Annotated in this window: 12 protein-coding genes; 6 read left to right on the top strand and 6 right to left on the bottom strand. The window is 44.3% G+C overall.

Going from position 1 to position 17,847, the window contains the following annotated elements; all coding sequences use genetic code 11:
* Positions 1-462: 462 nt before the first annotated feature.
* Positions 463-2,991 carry a DUF5686 family protein gene (locus GVN20_RS14080; RefSeq protein ID WP_310586822.1) on the top strand — a complete coding sequence of 843 codons (2,529 nt, stop codon included), beginning with the start codon at positions 463-465 and terminating at the stop codon, positions 2,989-2,991.
* Here the strand turns inward: GVN20_RS14080 and GVN20_RS14075 are convergent.
* Positions 2,988-3,920, bottom strand: a complete 933-nt coding sequence (locus GVN20_RS14075; RefSeq protein ID WP_166558954.1) for an aldo/keto reductase — start codon at positions 3,918-3,920, stop codon at positions 2,988-2,990. The genes GVN20_RS14080 and GVN20_RS14075 overlap by 4 nt on opposite strands.
* 184 nt (positions 3,921-4,104) lie before the next feature.
* On the opposite strand from GVN20_RS14075, the gene GVN20_RS14070 reads away from it, so the two are divergent.
* From GVN20_RS14070 to GVN20_RS14060, 3 genes are read left to right on the top strand one after another with little or no spacing between them, the layout of a single operon-like run.
* Positions 4,105-4,929, top strand: a complete 825-nt coding sequence (locus GVN20_RS14070) for a DUF4440 domain-containing protein (protein WP_166558953.1) — start codon at positions 4,105-4,107, stop codon at positions 4,927-4,929.
* A gap of 33 nt (positions 4,930-4,962) precedes the next feature.
* Positions 4,963-6,012 (top strand): sensor histidine kinase, encoded by a 1,050-nt coding sequence (locus tag GVN20_RS14065; protein WP_166558952.1) that lies wholly within the window; start codon positions 4,963-4,965, stop codon positions 6,010-6,012.
* A 1-nt stretch (position 6,013) separates the two neighbouring features.
* Entirely contained in the window at positions 6,014-6,790 is a 777-nt protein-coding gene (locus GVN20_RS14060; RefSeq protein WP_166558951.1) for a LytTR family DNA-binding domain-containing protein, read from the top strand.
* A 221-nt stretch (positions 6,791-7,011) separates the two neighbouring features.
* Here GVN20_RS14060 and GVN20_RS14055 read toward each other — a convergent pair whose 3' ends face one another.
* The 5 genes from GVN20_RS14055 to GVN20_RS14035 form a co-directional block, all read right to left on the bottom strand.
* The gene (locus GVN20_RS14055; RefSeq protein WP_166558950.1) at positions 7,012-7,482 is read right to left on the bottom strand and encodes a hypothetical protein; all 471 of its coding nucleotides are present in this window, start codon (positions 7,480-7,482) and stop codon (positions 7,012-7,014) included.
* Positions 7,483-7,552: 70 nt separating this feature from the next.
* Positions 7,553-8,647, bottom strand: coding sequence for a hypothetical protein (locus tag GVN20_RS14050; RefSeq protein ID WP_166558949.1), 1,095 nt, complete (start codon positions 8,645-8,647; stop codon positions 7,553-7,555).
* An 89-nt stretch (positions 8,648-8,736) separates the two neighbouring features.
* Positions 8,737-9,918, bottom strand: coding sequence for a histidinol-phosphate transaminase (locus tag GVN20_RS14045; protein ID WP_166558948.1), 1,182 nt, complete (start codon positions 9,916-9,918; stop codon positions 8,737-8,739).
* Between the two features lie 56 nt (positions 9,919-9,974).
* On the bottom strand, positions 9,975-11,435 hold the full coding sequence (locus tag GVN20_RS14040; RefSeq protein ID WP_166558947.1) for a SusD/RagB family nutrient-binding outer membrane lipoprotein: 1,461 nt from the start codon (positions 11,433-11,435) through the stop codon (positions 9,975-9,977).
* 71 nt (positions 11,436-11,506) lie between these two features.
* Positions 11,507-14,695, bottom strand: coding sequence for a SusC/RagA family TonB-linked outer membrane protein (locus GVN20_RS14035; protein ID WP_166558946.1), 3,189 nt, complete (start codon positions 14,693-14,695; stop codon positions 11,507-11,509).
* A gap of 842 nt (positions 14,696-15,537) precedes the next feature.
* Between GVN20_RS14035 and GVN20_RS14030 the strand changes: the two genes are divergently transcribed.
* Both GVN20_RS14030 and GVN20_RS14025 read left to right on the top strand, forming a co-directional pair.
* Entirely contained in the window at positions 15,538-16,719 is a 1,182-nt protein-coding gene (locus tag GVN20_RS14030; protein ID WP_166558945.1) for a histidinol-phosphate transaminase, read from the top strand.
* Between the two features lie 10 nt (positions 16,720-16,729).
* On the top strand, positions 16,730-17,659 hold the full coding sequence (locus GVN20_RS14025) for a hypothetical protein (RefSeq protein ID WP_166558944.1): 930 nt from the start codon (positions 16,730-16,732) through the stop codon (positions 17,657-17,659).
* Positions 17,660-17,847 lie beyond the last annotated feature (188 nt).

Below are 17,847 nucleotides of genomic sequence, written 5' to 3'. Positions count from 1 at the left end.
AAGTGTATCCGGATACCAATCATTGCTATAGGGGATATCTTCCGCTTTAACAGGAATTGTTATTTTTCTATTATACACATAATGGACCAATTCCAATTCTGCCTCTGTATTCAGATTAGTCCTAATCGCTTATTCATGATTCTGAGTTAATTACTTTTTATTTCTTTGACCAATGGATTTAACAAAGTAACTGACATACATAATAAATAACTTAAAGCTTCTGACTGATTGTTTTCTGATTTCAACATAGATTGCAATATCAAAAGTCAATGTATATTCCTCTCCTGAGTGCGTTCGGTGAGAGGATTTTTTGTGTAAAAACTTTAAATATTGCAACATAATGGCCTCATAATTGCGTATTATCAATAAAAAAGTCAAAAATAATTGTCATAGCCGCTAAACTTTTTTATTTTCAACAAGCGTTTGTCATTATAGACAGACCATGAACCAAATACCCCACCTGTGATTAGACGATTACGCTTCTTTCCTATACATTGTACGTTAGTCTGTTTCGTACTTTTCTGGTCACTCAAAGGCGTCAGTCAGACAACTTACACCATTTCTGGCCGCATTACCGATGCCCAAACTGGTGACCCTGTGCCCTTTGCAGCGGTGGCAATCAAAGGCAAAACTGCGGGGGTTACCACCAATTTTGAAGGATTTTATACGCTAAAAACCACTCAAATAGGCGATTCTTTGATGGTTTCGTCGATGAGTTATCGACCCAAAACCAAAGCCATTCGCAAAGATTCGATTTCACAAGTTATCAATTTTCAGCTCGAATCTTCCGAAATCAAACTTCAGGAAGTAAAGGTTTACGCTGGCGAAAATCCCGCGTATAATATTCTGCGGAAAGTAGTAAAACAAAAGCCCGCGCACAATCCCAACCGCCTGACTGCCTACGAATACGAAAGCTACAACAAGATTGAAGTGGACGTAGATAACCTTTCGCAGCGTTTTAAAAAGCGCAAAGCCATTCGAAAGATTACGGAAGCGGTGGATAAATTTGAAAAGATTGCGGGCGAAGATGGTCGGCCCGTGATTCCGATTTATCTGTCCGAATCCATTTCCAATTATTACTTCAGGGAAAACCCGCGCAAAAAGAAAGAACAAATTCTTAAAACCAAGATTTCGGGCATCGCCGTCACCGACGGGAGCCTGATTTCTCAGCTCATTGGATCGTCGTTTCAGCAGTATAATTTTTATCAAAACTGGCTGAGTGTGGTCGAAAAAGATTTTCATTCTCCCATTGCCGACGGCTGGAAAAACACCTACGAATACTATTTGATTGACACTACTTATGTGGGTGGGTATTGGTGTTATCAGATTGATTATGAACCCAAACGCCCCCAAGACCTTGCTTTCAACGGCACCATTTGGATTGACACACTCTCGCACGCACTCGTGCAGGTGGACGCCAGCGTGGGCAAACGTGCCAACATCAATTTCATTGAACGCATCAAAATCCAGCAGGAATATGAACAAATCGGCGACAGCACTTGGATGCCCATCAAATCTCGGGTGCTGATTGACGTAGCCGAATTGACTGATTCTACGGCGGGAATGTTGGTAAAATTTTATACCTCCAATCGGAATGTGACGGTCAACAAACCTCGCCCTCCCAAGTTTTATGACTATCCGCTGGAACTTTCCGAAGATTACAAAGAATATCCTGAAGACTATTGGAACAAAGTTCGTCATGAACCGCTGACGGCAGGCGAGCAAACGGCCTATCAACTCATTGATTCCGTTAAGCAGGTTCCAGTGGTACGAACCTACGTAGAAGTCCTGAATATGGCCGTCAATGGATACAAACGAATTCCGAAGGTCAACATTGACGTCGGGCCTTTTTTGTATTTATATTCTAACAATGTGGTGGAAGGAAACCGTATCCGTATCGGGGGCAAAACCAACCCAGATTTCAGCCGCAAATGGATATTGAGCGGACACGCCGCCTACGGCACTTTGGATCAAAAATGGAAGTATAATTTTAGCGTTGATTACATCTTTAGCCGCAAGCCTTGGACCATCGGAGGTATCAGCCATAGTTATGATTTAGAGCGCATCGGGCTTTCGTCGGAGGCCATCGGCAACAATGCCCTTTTTGGCGCCATGACCCGCTGGGGTTCGTACCGTCGCGGGTATTTTGAAGGGGTCAGTTCTGCCTACATCAAACGCGAGCTTTTCAGGGGATTGACCCAAACGGTGGGGTTGCGTCATCGCTCGTTTGAGCCCATGTACACCTTTGCCTACCGAACCGCCCCCGGCATGGGCGACCGTTCACCCACCCAAAGCAATTACCAAAACTCAGAGTTGTTTTTTGAAACCCGTTGGGGCAAAGATGAGGTGTTTATCTACAACGAAAACGAACGACTCACCCTCGGCACCCAGCGGTGGCCACTCGTGATTTTTCGCTATCAAATGGGGCTGCGTAACCTCATGAACAGTGATTTTAGTTATCACCGCTTATCCCTAAATGTAAAGCAAAGTTTTCGGGTGGGTATATGGGGGCGCTCCAATTACAATGTCACCTTGGGCTACATTCCTTCAACGCTCCCCTACCCTATGCTCTATACGCCGCTGGGTAATGAATCCCTTTTTTACGTCGAAAACGCCTTCAACCTCATGAATTACTTTGAATTTGTGAGCGACCAATACATTCAACTTCGATATGAGCATAATTTTGAAGGGTTGCTTTTCAACCGAATTCCTGCCATCAAACGTTTAAAATGGCGTTTTTTGGCCAATGCCAAGGTGCTTTACGGCAGTGTTCGGCCCGCCAATATGAATCTCTTAGCTCCCATAGATGGGCAAGGGCGGCCCGTGCTAGGTTTCAGTACGTTGGGCAAAGAACCCTACGTTGAAGTAGGCTATGCCATCGACAATATTTTCAAAGTGCTGCGGGTCGACGCCATTCACCGCTTGACCTACCGCCAAAATCCGGGCATCACACCCTTTGCCGTTAAGTTTTCATTTTGGTTCAATATCTAAATTGTACTTAAATACTCAATCATTTTTAAACGCAATTTTTCATCAGGCAACCGACCAAAACCCGCCCCCATGTTATCCACGACGTGCTTCGGATTTGAAGTACCCGGAATAACACAATTGACGGCCTCGTTGGCCAAAAGATACTTCAAAAAATACTGCCCCCAACTCTGAATATCATTTTCGGCCGCCCATTCGGGCAGTTTCTTCCCTTTGACCGCATTGAACAACGAACCCGATTCAAATGGCTCATTGATAATCACCGCCACTCCTTTTTCTTGGGCCGCATTTAGCAGTCTTTTCTCGGCATTTCGCTCGCGAATGGAATAATTGAACTGCACAAAGTCAATCTTCTCCGACTTCAAAACTCGCTCCAGTGTTTCGTGGGCAGAAGCCGTGTAGTGCGTAATACCAATGTACCGAATTTTGCCTTCTTCTTTCCACTTGTACAATGTTTGCAAATGTGTTTTGTAATCCACCAAATTATGAACCTGCATCAAATCAAGGGTTTTTCGACGCATTTTGGCCATTGAGTCATTCATTTCCCGAATCCCCGCCTCTTTTCCCGTTGTCCACACTTTAGTGGCATAAAAGAGATTGGGATTGATGGCGGGCGGCGCGGCAAGTTCCCCGATGACCGCTTCAGCACGTCCGTACATGGGCGACGAGTCAATCAGCCTGCCCCCTTTTTCAATCATCATGGTCAGGACTTCGGTGAGTTGTCGACGTTCCACATCCGACAATCCGACGTCAAACTGCTGCCAAGTACCCAGCCCCACGATGGGCAAAAGTTCGCCCGAAGATGGTATTTTTCGTTTAATCATGTTTTGTTCATTGCTTAAAAACGGAAAAGAAGGTAACAACCACATTCCTGCGCCGAAAACACCGAGGGTGTTGAGCGCTGCGCGTCTTGATTTGTCTACAGAATCCATCGTATTGCGTTTATGAATGATTGTTCTGCACTTTTATCGCTCTAAATTCGCACTTTACCGCGACTATTTCAAGCGCTTAGCCTTCTCTGTCACTTCGGACTGAAAAAACAACAGTTCAGAGAGATGTCCATTTTTTGTCTCAGGTGGAATTAAGAATTTTGGAAAAAAAACACAGCTAAACTGCATGAAACCACTACGTCACTTAACGCTTGCCAACCTGTTGATGGGATTGGTTTTCGGCACTTCCCACGCCCAAAAACCAATTCAAAAACTCATTGATTCCGAGAAACAATTTGCGGCGTATACGTCCACGCATTCCATCAAAGAAGGTTTTCTCAGATTTCTTGATAGCACAGGTGTGGTGTTTAACCAAGGAAAAGTGCTCAACGGGATGGAATTTTACCAAAACGCCCCTGCCAAATCTCCCGTCTTGTTTTGGGAACCTTCGTTTTCTGTCATCAGCGCTTCGGGCGATTTGGGCTTGAATACTGGACCGTATACCGTCAGGGCAACGCCTAAAGATTCGGTCATTGCACGCGGCAATTTTTCTTCAATTTGGAAAAAAAATAACTCGGGCGAATTTAAACTTTTGATAGATTTGGGAAATTCATATACCGAAACGCACCCGCCGGTTTCGACCGTAAACGAAATCTCCCTCCAACAATCCTTTGTGAATGCTAACTACGACGAAATAATGACCCTGGAAAAAGCTATCAATCAGACGATTGTAACCCAAGGATGGCGTAGTCTTTCGTCCTATATTCATCCTTATGCTCATTTCAATTTACCAGGAAAAAGCCCCGTTATTACTCAAAAGCGAGTGTTGGAAGAACTTTCAGAATGGTCGAACCAAGCTACATTAAAGGCATTAAATGGCGGAATCTCAAAAGCTGGTGATTTTGCATACGTGTACGGAAGCGTAACCCATTCCAACAAAACGACCAGCTATTTGCGGGTATGGATAAAGGATAAAAATGACTGGAAATTGATTCTATTAACCATGGATTAAATCACTTTTTCTCTCGCAGGACCGACTTTTTCAATGACAAAACTTAACGATAAATGGCTCAGAATCATCGGTGTACCCATCATTACGCTGGTGGCATTGGTGATTTACCACGAAGGAAATGCTTTTCACCGAATTGACCTTCATTCAGAAATCATTCATTCAGTCTTTGCCATCATCGTGCTTTGGGAATTAAATCGACTGGTGATTATCAAGTCCAGAAATAAGTATCCGGGCATCAAACTTACCCGTACCCGAATCGCCTTTTTGTTGTTTTGGACGTTCATCATTACCATCGGTATTCGATTTACCTTCTCATTATTTTACAGTACAACTAAGTTCTGGGGATATCATTTTACAACGCAACGGTATATTTTCAACATTATTTTCGGTCTGGTGATGCTATTACCGATTTTAGCCATTTACGAGGCAATCTATCTCTACAAACAATGGTGGAAAACCTATTATGAAGCGGAGCGCCTCAAAAAAGAAAACCTGCAAACGCAGTTGGATTCGCTTAAATCCCAAATTCAGCCCCATTTTTTGTTTAACAACCTGAGTACGCTGTCGTCATTGGTGGCCGAAGATCCCAAAAAAGCAGAGCGATTTATCGAAGAATTGTCGTCGGTGTATCGGTATTTATTGCAAAACAACGACCAGCCGCTCACCACGCTCGAAAACGAACTAAACTTCATTGATGCCTATTTTCATTTGCTCCAAACGCGCTTTGGCAATGGACTCCGATTGATAAAAGACATACCAACCGCCAAATTGTCTTATTTGATTCCGCCACTTACTTTACAATTATTGGTCGAAAATGCCGTAAAACACAATGCAATTTTGAGTCATCAACCCCTAAAAATCACCATTTACGCCGACGACTCCAATGATTTATTTGTGGTTAACAACTTACAGGTCAAATCCAAAAGTCTGCCTTCTGATAAAACGGGGTTAGCCAATATTTCATCCAAGTATAGCCTGCTCGGCCAACCTCACGTGGTTGTTCGCCAAACGGAGCATATTTTTCAGGTAAAAGTCCCACTCATCAACCCTTCAAACACCTCCGTGACGTACGGAGGATTATGACATGAACATTTTAATTGTAGAAGACGAAGAACTAACCGCCAGAAAATTGCAGCGACTGGTGCTGGAGGTTGAGCCTACGGCCTTTATTTTGGCCATTTTGACCAGTATCGAAGATACCGTAGCGTGGCTTCAGGCCCATCCCGCACCCGATTTAATCCTGCTAGATATTGAATTGGCCGACGGGCAAAGTTTTGAAATTTTCAATCACATAACCGTCCAAAGTCCAGTTATTTTTACTACTGCCTACGACGAATTTGCCCTTAAAGCCTTTAAGGTCAACAGCATAGATTACCTCCTCAAACCCATCAAGGCCGAAGAGTTGAGCAGGGCGCTAAACAAACTAAACTACCTCAAAGAAACTTTTTTGAAGGAGCCAAGCGAAATTCAGCTTTCCATCAAAAAACTACTTTCAAACATGGCCACCACGTCAGCGCCGGTGTATCGGGAGCGGTTTTTGATCAAACAAGGCCAGAAAATGTTTTCCCTGACTACCAAAGAAATCGCTTATTTCTACACCCGAAACAAAATGAGCTTTGCCAAATCGTTTGAAGGGCGCGATTACTTGGTAGATTATACGTTAGATGAAATTTTCGGAGAACTGAATCCTCGTCATTTTTTTCGGTTAAATCGTCAAGTCATCGCTTCTGCCAATGCCATCGAAAAAGTGCATTTGTACTTCAACAGCAAACTTAAAATCCAATTGACACCCGCTTTTGACGAAGAAGCGATTGTGGGCCGGGAAAAAGCCAGCGACTTTAAAACTTGGCTCGGCGAATAGGGATAAAAAAACACAGCCGAAGCGAATGCCTCGGCTGTGTCGACTCAATCATTGATTATTCAAACCCACCAATAATATATACTCTAAAATGAGTTTGGTATCAGGAATTAAGTTTAAGATCGAATAGTTTGTTGATATTGACCACTTTACTCTCTCCAATCCAGCGACACCATTTACTCAGATTATTCTAGTTTAAGCGCTGCACTACGGCAGCCTGACATTTAATTAACTGCCTGCAAACGAGCCAGTTTCGAGAAAGATTGCTCTTTATATTTACCCGTCAGCGTAAGCGAAACAATCGAACCCGCCTTTGGAGCCGCTACACCAAACTCAGCCCAAGTTTTGGTCACCATGGCCCGACCGTTGGCATCGGTTGTCAAGTCAGCAATTTTAACACCTGCACGTGTCGTAAGCGACAACGCTAGGCCAGTTACTGGAATAGAATCTATTCCTTTTTTATAGTCAAGAATATTGGTTTTGTCTAATTCAAGAATCCGAACACTTACGGTAGCCGTACCCGTTGCTTTTGAGGTAACTGTCGGCTCGGTGGTAAAACCGCCGCCATCGCCAATGGCATTATCAAACACCAACAGAACGGGTGCAACCACGCGGTCTACAAATGGATCATCCACTTTACAAGAGGCTGCGGCTAAGGCCACGGCGACAAAAAGGAATATTTTTGCAGTCTTCATAATTTCATTAGGTTTTAGTGTTTGTTGATTAAGTGCAAAAGCAACAATGGTAAATTGAGCCAATTAGATTTTAGGCTTTTGAAAACTTCATAATTGATTTTCCAATCAGGTTGGGGACTACGCCGATACCCATAAAAAGGAGTCCAGTGATAATGAGTGTAGGTAAATCGGCAAAAAATGTACCTGCTGATAAAATTCCAAGAATCAGTAATGTTGAAAATGGCAAAGAAAACGCCAGAACCAATACGGCCAATTCGGCATCAAACGTGCGGCGTTCTTTGGGTAAGCCCGAAGCTTCTTCTCGCAAATTGAACGCTGAAATGTGAGCAAAAGGCCAAAAGCTCGCTGAACTCAAAGGAATAGCTACCGCCAACAGCACCATTGTAGGTTCTTTTATTCCCAGTACGGCAATCACTGCAGCACTAAACAACATGGTGATACCCGCTCTAAACATCAGCATCGAGCTAATCAATCTCTTCTTTTTTTGTTTCAGCTGAACCGCCAATCCGATGAATATCAGTACCAATGGTGTCATCATTGCACTGGTTTTGTCAAACATATCAGCAATAATGACGGGCAATGATTTAAAACTCACGCCGAAACTCAACAAAATAAGGGCCGAAGCAATAATGATGTTGATGGGTTCTTTGGCCAAATTGACCAAAAGAGCCTTGATTTTATCTCCGATATTTGTCTCTTCTGTTTTGGCATTTTTGAGAAACATATTCAAGGCAATCACGTACAAAAATATCAAGACAAAAAACTTGTTTCCAACATCGCCCAACGCCGCCATTGCCACACTTTCTTCACCCAAAAACTCTGCAATAAAGGGAAAGCAAGACAAGCCCGGGGCCAGCGAAGGAAGCAACATGATGAGTGTACGACCAGTAGAGCTGTTTTTTTCTACGCCAAAGAAAGCCAAGGCAACGGGCGTAACAAAATACATAAAAAAGTTAAAAACTAAGGTCAATGCCGGAACGATAATCAGCTTAGAATCAACGTTTACCTTCATTAACGCAATAAAAATGGTGGAAGGAAGGGCTACCGAAAGCACCATTTCCTTGATTCCGTCGGTTTGTTGTTTGTTTTTGAATTTGGAACGCAAAATCAAACCCAAAACAATCAATAACAATAAAGTAAATGCTTTTTGTAGAGCGTCACTCATAATTTCAGGGAGTAGTGAGGAATCAGTAGTGGGGAGTCAGTAGTGAGAATGAAACCATTTCCTACTGACTCCTGCCTACTCACTCCTAATTAACTAATAGCTTCTAATGCGCTGACAAACTGCTTAATTTCGTCCATTGTACCCATACTTACGCGGCACCAGGGTTTTCCCTGAATCTCATAACCGCGCACCATGATTCCTTTGGCCATCATTTTTTGGAGCATTTCTTTGCCAGGCATATTAATGGGGAATATCACGAAGTTGGTGTAAGAAGTTACGTGCTTATAACCCATACGGTCGAGGTTTTTGCAGAGGTAGGTTTTTACTTCATGGTTGAGCTTACGGGTAGTATCCTGAAACTCATTGTCGTCCATACTTGCTACCGCTGCGGCAATTGAGGTTTGAGTAATACCCATCCCGCCACGCGTAATTTTCTGAATATTGTCAAGCGTTGAAGGCAATGCTGCGATGTATCCAACGCGCAAACCTGCCATACCCATGATTTTTGAGAACGTACGGGCAATGATGACGTTTTTCTTCTGGCTAAGCAAGGATACCATGCTTTGGGTATCGGCACCCACGGCAAGTTCTAGATAAGCTTCGTCCACAAAAATAGGCACTCTGTCGGCTACTCGTGAACAGAAATCCAACAATTCTTTGCCCGATGTGATACTTCCCATTGGGTTATTAGGATTACAGATATAGACAAGCTTGGTGTCTTTGTCGATGGCGGCTTCCATGGCTTTCAGGTCATGCGACCAGTCGCCTTTGCAAGGAACGGCTTTCCAAGAGGCACCAGTAGCTTCGGCTACTTTTACAAGTGACATATAGGTTGGATCGGCCGAAACAACATTTCCCCCTTTAGCAAACAATACAAGGGCTACTTTCTCCAACAAATCTGATGAACCAGGGCCCATCATGATATGGTCAGGAGTGACGCCTTCTTTCTTCGCGATTTTGCTTACGAGGTTTTCCAGTTCTTTCCATGAATAACGGCTACCTGTTGCCACTGATTCTGCTACAGCTTTACGAGCACTCATTGGCGGGCCGTAAGGGTTTTCGTTGGCATTGATACGAATCATGGTGGGAGGAGTCTTTGGAGGATTTTCCAAGAATGTCTCCCGCAATAAAGGACTGTGAAAAATGTTACCATTTGCATCTACGCGCGAGGGAACGTTGGCAAATGCACCGATAGCGGGCATGGCGGCAATCCCTCCGAGGGTCATAAAACCTGATTTTAAAAGACTGCGGCGGTCAATTTTCTGGCTCATTGGTTTGAATGTTTGTTTGTATTTGTTAAAGATTAAATATCAATGTGAAATTACGATTATTTCTCTACCCACCAAAGCTTCGTTTTCATGTTATCGGCACCTCCATTGAGGGCGATTCCTTTGTCTAAACTTGCCTTATTAAGCGAGTATTCACTTCCAGGATACGGTAAACGGGTAGGTAATACGCCATCGTTTTCAAACACGGCGCGTGGGTCTTTGGCTGGCAATACCGGAAAACCCGTACGACGGTACTCCGTCCATGCCTCAATACCAACTCCATAAAGCGCTAACCATTTCTGCTCCAACACTTTTTCGCGGGTTACTTCACCCACCGTCGCAAAATAGGTAGCAGGTACCGTTAGTCCAAATTGTTCAAAAGAAGCGGTAATGCCTGCCTCAAAATAACCTTTGGCAGTACCCGTGGTGATCTCGCCGTCGAGTACGGCTTCGGCCAAAATAAGGTTTACTTCCGAAGCCGTCATGAGTACGCTTGGGGCATCAATACGGGTAAAGGCCGTTCCCACTCCTGAACTTGTTGCGAGGTAAGTGGTAGCGATGGCATCGGGTAAGCCGTTGGCGTGACCAACGTATTTACCGCCTACGGGTGTTGCATAAACCGTGATACGGGTATCATTCAGGCTGTTCATTTTATCGGCCAAAGTGCTGCTAATGTTCCAGTCGGTACGGCTTTCCTGAATCAACACTTGGTGCCATTCGTTGTTGCTTGGCAAAACAGAAGTACTGCGCAAAACGGTATTGTCGGCGTTGGCCGTAATGATGGGGAATTTAACGGGGTCGCTAAGAATCTCCCGCATAATAGCCCGCGACTCAGCTGGTTTTTTTGCGGCCTGACGGTTGGCCAAACGCAATCTCAGTGAGTTAGCAAAGCGCTTCCAACGCATGATGTTTCCGTTGTGGACAATGTCGCCAAGGATAGCAGGACCAGCGGGGTTCAATTTTTCGTTGGCAATTTTTAAGTCATTCAACAGGCCTTCATAAACTTTTTCCTGTGAGTCGTAGGCAGGCGAATAGTTAGGTTCAGCCGAGGTTCCTTTCAATGCTTCACTGTAAGGAATCGCGCCCCACATATCGGTCATCACCGAAAACAACCACGAACGCATCACAAGTGCCACGCCTTCATAATTGGCATTGGGAGCATTTCCCTCGGGCCCAGTTTCGGTAATGATACGCTGATAATTTACCAAGCCATCATTGAAGAAGCCCTGCCAGTTGTTGTTCTGCATTGCCGGCGAAATACCGTAGTTATCTCCTTCATTTGAATAAATATTGCGCGACAAATACTGCATCCAGAGCATGGCTCCGTCGAGGTTAAGACGCTCAAAACGGGTTCTACCTCCCCAATAACGGTCAATGGAGCGCTCAAGGGCATAAGGCAGCAGGTACTGGGCGCTGATTTTGGTGGGGTTGTTGGGGTCTACGTTCATCTCGTCAAACTCACTCGTACACGAGGTTGCCGTAAGAATCAGTGCCAAAGAAAGTAGTATGTATTTTTTCATAGTATAAGTCTTTTTGATTAAACCTTGATGAACGTTAAGGCAAGTACCGTAAGGCCCTGCCTTAACGGATGCTAGAATCCAAAAGTCAAGTTAAATCCTAAACTCCGTGAGTTGGGCAACTCTCCATAAGCAAACCCCTGGCGGTTTCCACCGAAACGGTCTACTTCTGGATCAATGTGGGTGTGGTTGCTGAACAAAATCGCCAAGTTGCGACCTACCACCGAGAACTTCACGGTACGAATCATGTATTTTTTCAACAATGCCTCAGGAATGCTGTATCCTAGCGTCATTTCGCGCAGTTTTACGTAGCTTCCGTCGTAGATAACGGCTTCGTGATAGCGACGTGGGTTGTTATATCCATACAATTGATTGGCGGCTACGATGATGTCATTTGGCGCATAAACAGCTGAACCATCGGCGTTTGTGCTTACCACTTTCACGCCTTTTCCGATGATACCCTCTTCACGACCCACGGCCGTTTCTTCGTACTGACCCGTCCAACGGGCGGTACCAGTACCTTCGTCGAAGAAGTCACCGCCAATGCGTACATCTACCAAAGCCGAGAGTGAAACGCCTTTGTAAGTAAAGGTGTTGCTCAAACCACCCGTCCATTTGGGCTGAATATTACCCAAAATACGTGGTGTTGTGGACACAACTGGTAAACCGTTGCTGTAGATAATCTGGCCATCGGGGCTGCGTTCAAATCCAATACCAAATAGAGTTCCATAAGCCTCTCCTACGCGTGCCTCGGAGTTAAGGCCGCGCTGCTGGTGCAAAATCAAAGTGGTCAGTCCGTCGGCCAAGGCAATTACTTTGTTTCGGTTACGGGCATAATTGACCGCAACATCCCAAGTGAAGCCATTCGCTGCTTTGAAAGGCGTACCGCTCAATACAATTTCCAATCCTTTGTTTTCAATTTCTCCCGCGTTAAGAATACGGTTGTTGTATCCACTTGCTTTTGAAATTTCAACGCCGAGGATTTGGTTGCGTGAAGTTTGGTTGTAGTAAGTAAGATCTAAGCCTACTTTGCCACGCAAAAAGCGCAAATCCATCCCAAATTCAATACCTGTCGTGATTTCAGGCTTCAAGCCTGAGTTAGGAATGGTTGTATTTTCGAAGTATTGTGGCGTAGAGCCGTTCCACGCACCGCCCGAACGATACACCTGATTCAACTGATAAGGACGGGCGTCGTTTCCAACTTGCGCCCAGCTGGCACGCACTTTACCGAAAGTCAGGATAGAACTCTGAATGTTAAGCAAATCGGTAAAAACCGCACTTACCGAAGCCGAAGGATAGAAATAAGAACGAGCATCGGCAGGAAGCGTACTTGACCAGTCATTACGGGCCGTCAAGTCTAAGAATAATGCATTGCGCCAGCCCACTTGAAAAGTTCCAAAGAGTGACTGCATTTCCGTTTTTTCAATCCGACTTTCTACCGTATTAAGGCTTGGTACTGAGTTTGAGAGGTTGTAAAGACCGTCAACCACCAATTCTCCCACCCGGGTAAAGTTACGCTTGTAGTAATTTTGACGAAGAATTCCTCCGAATTGGGAAGTAATTGAAAAGTCTTTTGCAACCGTTTTATTGAACGTCAAGATAGCGTCTGAGTTGGTTTCTTGCGCCCGCAATACTTCTTCTGAATATTGACCTGGCGTACGGTTTCCGTTACGAACGCGCTCAAAGTTGATAATATTGATACGCGTATCTGACCAAAAATCCGTTCCTGAACGCGCCATCAGGCTCAAATAGGGCGTAATTTTATAATTCAAGGCGATGTTACCTACCAAACGGTCCTTCACGTTGCCCAATGGCAACTTATCGTTGATGAAGAAAGGGTTTGTAAAGAAGGTGTGCTGCCAGTTTGGCGGATCGCTATCTGGTAAACGACCTGGAAGTGCGCGCTGAATGTGCGTAGCGGTATAGTCATCGTAGTTTTTGTGTTGCTCCCACGATACGTGGCGGTGCGACCAAATAAACTGCTGACCTTCTTGATACCCACGGTTTTTAGAACCCGATTTGATGTATTCGGCCGAAAGTGTTACGTTAAGTTTAGGGGTAAAGTTGTAGCCCGTATTAAGTTTGAAGTTGTTGCGGTAAAAATCGTTACTACGCATAATCCCTTCTTGACCCATACGACCAATCGAAAGACGAAAATTACCTTTATCGTTTCCGCCCGAAAGCGCAACGTTGTTGGTACGCGTCTGACCTGTTTCCCAGTATTCCTCCCAGTTGTTGGGCTGAGGAGTAAGTGGTGCTACTTCAGTGCCCGACCACCAATGACGAACCAAACGGCCGTCTAAGGGTGCGCCCCAGCTTTCGTCAGTTCCGTCTGTACCAAACAAGGGTGCCGTAGGACCGTAAGCCGCTCGGTACTGAGGGATTGCAGCGCCCGTGATGGCACCCGACCAACCATCTGAATACCAAGTGCGGTAGCCATTTCCACCGCCATACATATCCTGAAAATCAGGCTTTACCAAAGGACGTTCAAAGGTAATGTTGGAGTTTACTTCCACGCCAATTCCTTTGGTACCCGCACCGTTTTTGGTGGTAATCAAAATCACCCCGTTGGCCGCCCGTGAGCCGTATAGCGCGGCGGCGTTAGGCCCTTTCAATACGCTGATGTCTTTGATGTTGTCAGGACTTACCTCCGACAAACCACCGCCAAATTGCTTTTCACCACTGGTCATTGAACTGGACGTACTTTGGTCGATGGGTACACCGTCAATCACAACCAAGGGTTGGTTGTTTCCTGATACCGAAGATGCGCCCCGAATTTGTACCGTTGAGCCGCTACCCGGCCCACCGTTACTCTGAACACGCACCCCAGCCACTCGGCCAGCTAAGTTGTTGACCACGTTATTGGAGCGGGCTTCCACGATTTGTGACCCTTTTACTTCCTGTACCGTATAACCTAAGGCTTTCTTTTCTTTTTCAATACCAAAAGCCGTAACGACAACTTCCTGAAGTGCTTTTACATCAGGCAACATTTCGATTGTTACGGTAGAGCGAGCGCCCACGGGTACTTCTTGTATTCCATAACCGATAAAACTGAATACCAATACAGCGTTGTCGTCTGGAACCGCTATTTTAAAAGTACCAGTTCCGTCAGTGGCAACACCCGTCCGTGAACCTTTGAGAAGAACGTTTACCCCTGGCAAAACACCTTCATCTTTGGAGGTTACTGTACCTGTGACCATCCGCTGGGCATATCCTGCCCAGCTTATTGCCAACAGAGCAGAAAATAGTAGAAGTCTTTTCATCTGGTAATAGTTTGGTTGATTAGTGTTAGTAATAATTGCACTTCACGCTACGCACCGACCATACCGAATTTGTCGGTACAGGCCGCATAAGCACCCACAATCGTTATAGTCGGGCAAGCGTGGCCAAGCAAGAGGACATTTCCTCCTTTATCGTTTAAGAAATCAATAACAGCAGGATGATGAGCCGTTAAGTTCTTTTTAATTATGACAGTTTTTTTAAATGTGTTTAGGTTAAGATTTGGCAGCAGCTTTTGAAGGCAGACACCGTTTCGAGCTAAGAGTTATTCTTCTTTAGGGTTCTTTTCTCGGATTAATATTCCTCTACAAGTGCGGCTAAAGAAGAATATTAATAAGTAGTAAATTGTACTTTTTTTGTAATTATGACTCGAAAGTATGTCGTTGATTACAAATTACCAAACGTATACTCTATATTTTTTTGTATTTCTTTGATTTTATGAGAAAAAAACAATTATTTCTTAGATTATACAAAATATTATTCTTGTTTTTTAACAAAACACGCTACTTAATTAAATTACTCATGAAAATTACTTACTTTTAATTTTTGAAGTAAAATGTATAAATTTTGATTAATTCATTTTATTTAGTTCTATTTTTATGTATTTTTGTTCATAATATTGATTTTTACTATATTTTTTGTTTATTAATACATCTTTAAAATATCGTTATAAATTATCTTTTTCCAATTTTTAACGATTATCAAGTAAGATAATTTAAATTGAAACAATTACACTTTATTTTTATACCAAATTGCTCATCGTTGCCAAGCGAGAACAATCATTTTCCTCCCTGCAAACAAACCGTTCATCTTATCCATTACTCCTATGTCCTCAAATCTCAACCGTCGTGATTGGCTCAAGTCAGGATTACTTGCTTCTGCCGGCTTAACTATCGGACAGACAAATCCCGTCAATGCAGCCCCTGTTTTTACCCAGGGAATCTTGGATGTTTATGCGGAGCGTGAACTCGAATTGGCACACGAAGCGATGCTGGCGGCAGCTCCGCAAATCAAAGCCCGGCTTTCTTCCAACGAAAACCCGTGGGGGCCTTCTACGGCAGCCATCAAGGCCATTTCCGACACCGCTCCCAAATCCTTTCTTTATGCGGGACCTGTGACGATGGAATTGCGAAAAGCAATTGCCGAAATGAATGGAGTTTCTCCCGACCAAGTATTGTTGGGGGCGGGCTCTTCCGAACTCCTCATGGCAAGTCTGCTGATGGCTGGGGCGAAAGGAAAAGTGATGATGGCCGAAACTTGCTACATCTCGGGCCGCGATGCCCGTGAAGACGGTGCCACCATGCCTACCATAAAAGTCCCGTTGACCAAAGACTATCAATATGATTTGGACGCCATGGACACGCGCTTAAGTGCGGATACAAGTTTGATTTATATCTGTAATCCAAACAATCCTACGGGAGTAATGCTACCTTCGGCAAAGCTGAGCTCATTCTGCGAGGCTGCTTCGCCAAAATCAACTGTATTGGTCGACGAAGCCTACATTGATTATGCTCCAAACCCTGCCACCGACAGTATGGTTGAGCACGTTCGCAAAGGTCAAAATGTATTAATCTTAAGAACTCTCTCTAAACTCCACGGCTTTGCAGGGCTTAGAATCGGCTACGCGCTCGGTCAACCCGCTACCTTGAAAGAATTACGCAAGTATTGTTCGGGTGGCTTTACCGTTTCAACCACTTCAGCAGCAGCAGCCATTGCGAGCTTCAAAGACAAAGCATTTCAGGAAATGGTCTTGAAAAACACCGCAGAGTCGAAAAAATTCCTTTATGATACGCTCAAGTCAATGGATTATACTTATTTACCTTCATCGGCCAACTTTGTTTTGTTTCCCATCAAAGTAAAAGGGCAGGTATTGCTCCAAAAAATGATGGCTGAAGGCGTAAGTGTACGCAGTTGGTTTTTTGACCAACAGAACTGGTGCCGCGTTAGTATTGGTACAATGGACGAAATGAAAGCATTTAAGGAGGCATTTGCCAAATCTGTCAGCTAATCCCTCTGCGATGAAATCCATTATTATTTTATTCTTGGCGGCTTGTACAAGTGTATTGGCCCAAAGCAACATGCGCGCCATTACGCTGGACGAATACGCCAAAGTCAAAGCACTTTCCCTTAAAAGTGTCGAGAAACATACGTACATCCGCGAAAAAGGCTATGTTTTTGACCGCCCCGAAGGAGCCGACGGACTGTTTGAATTCAATTTGAATGATGGTATCGAACGAAAAATTTATTTGTATAAAATTTCGGAAGGAGCCGCCATGAACGGGATTGGGACACTTGCCGTTTTTAGCGCGCAGGGCAAACAAATCAAAGTGTACATTCCCAATCAACTTGCTCCCAAAGAGGTTTGGAATCAATACATGAGCGATTTAAAGGTTGGAAATACCATGGCAAATGGCTTTGCGGTTTGTGTAGCCTACATGTTGTCTCAACTTAAAACCGAAAGTACCCCTGACTCCACTTCAGCCGAAGTAAAAGACCCCAACGATTTTTGTTTTTCTGCCGAGACCTTCGTCAATTTAGCCGACGGGAGCGAAAAGCAAATTTCCTCAATTACGGAAGGCGAAATGTTATCGGGTATTTTTCAAGGAAAAGTAACGAAAATTGAGACCCACAAAGGCCGTTTTACCCTCACTCGGTTGCTCATCAAGCCACACGGACAAGCGTGGGTAAGCGCCAAAGTGCGCGATGGCCTGATTGCGCTAGAAGCAACCGCCAAGCACCCACTTCTGACCTTAACGGGTCGAAAAAAAATCAACCAACTGCAAGTTGGTGATTGGGTTTTTGTGAGGGATGCCGTGTCGGGGCGTTTTGTGACGGCCGAAATTAGCGTTATTCAACACGCAGTACGTACCGTAACTCACGTCTATAATTTACGTACTGAAAGCGGGACTTATGAAACCGAAAGTATCATTGCACTCGATAAAAACTGATTACACTAAACCCTTCTATTATAGATGCAAGCCCCGCCACTGTGCGGGGTTTTTGTTTGCCCTCCCATTAATAACCTCTTCTTCTGTATTCAAATACTTTTTAGTTTAATTTCCGTAGGTTTGAGTGTACCGTTTTTTTCTAATATTTTGCCAATTGAAAATCCCTGAGGGTTTATCTCTCGGCTTAT

The organism is Runella sp. CRIBMP (assembly GCF_009905605.1).
In the GTDB taxonomy this organism is placed as follows: Bacteria; Bacteroidota; Bacteroidia; order Cytophagales; family Spirosomataceae; genus Runella.
This window is presented reverse-complemented; position numbering and strand designations above follow the sequence as displayed.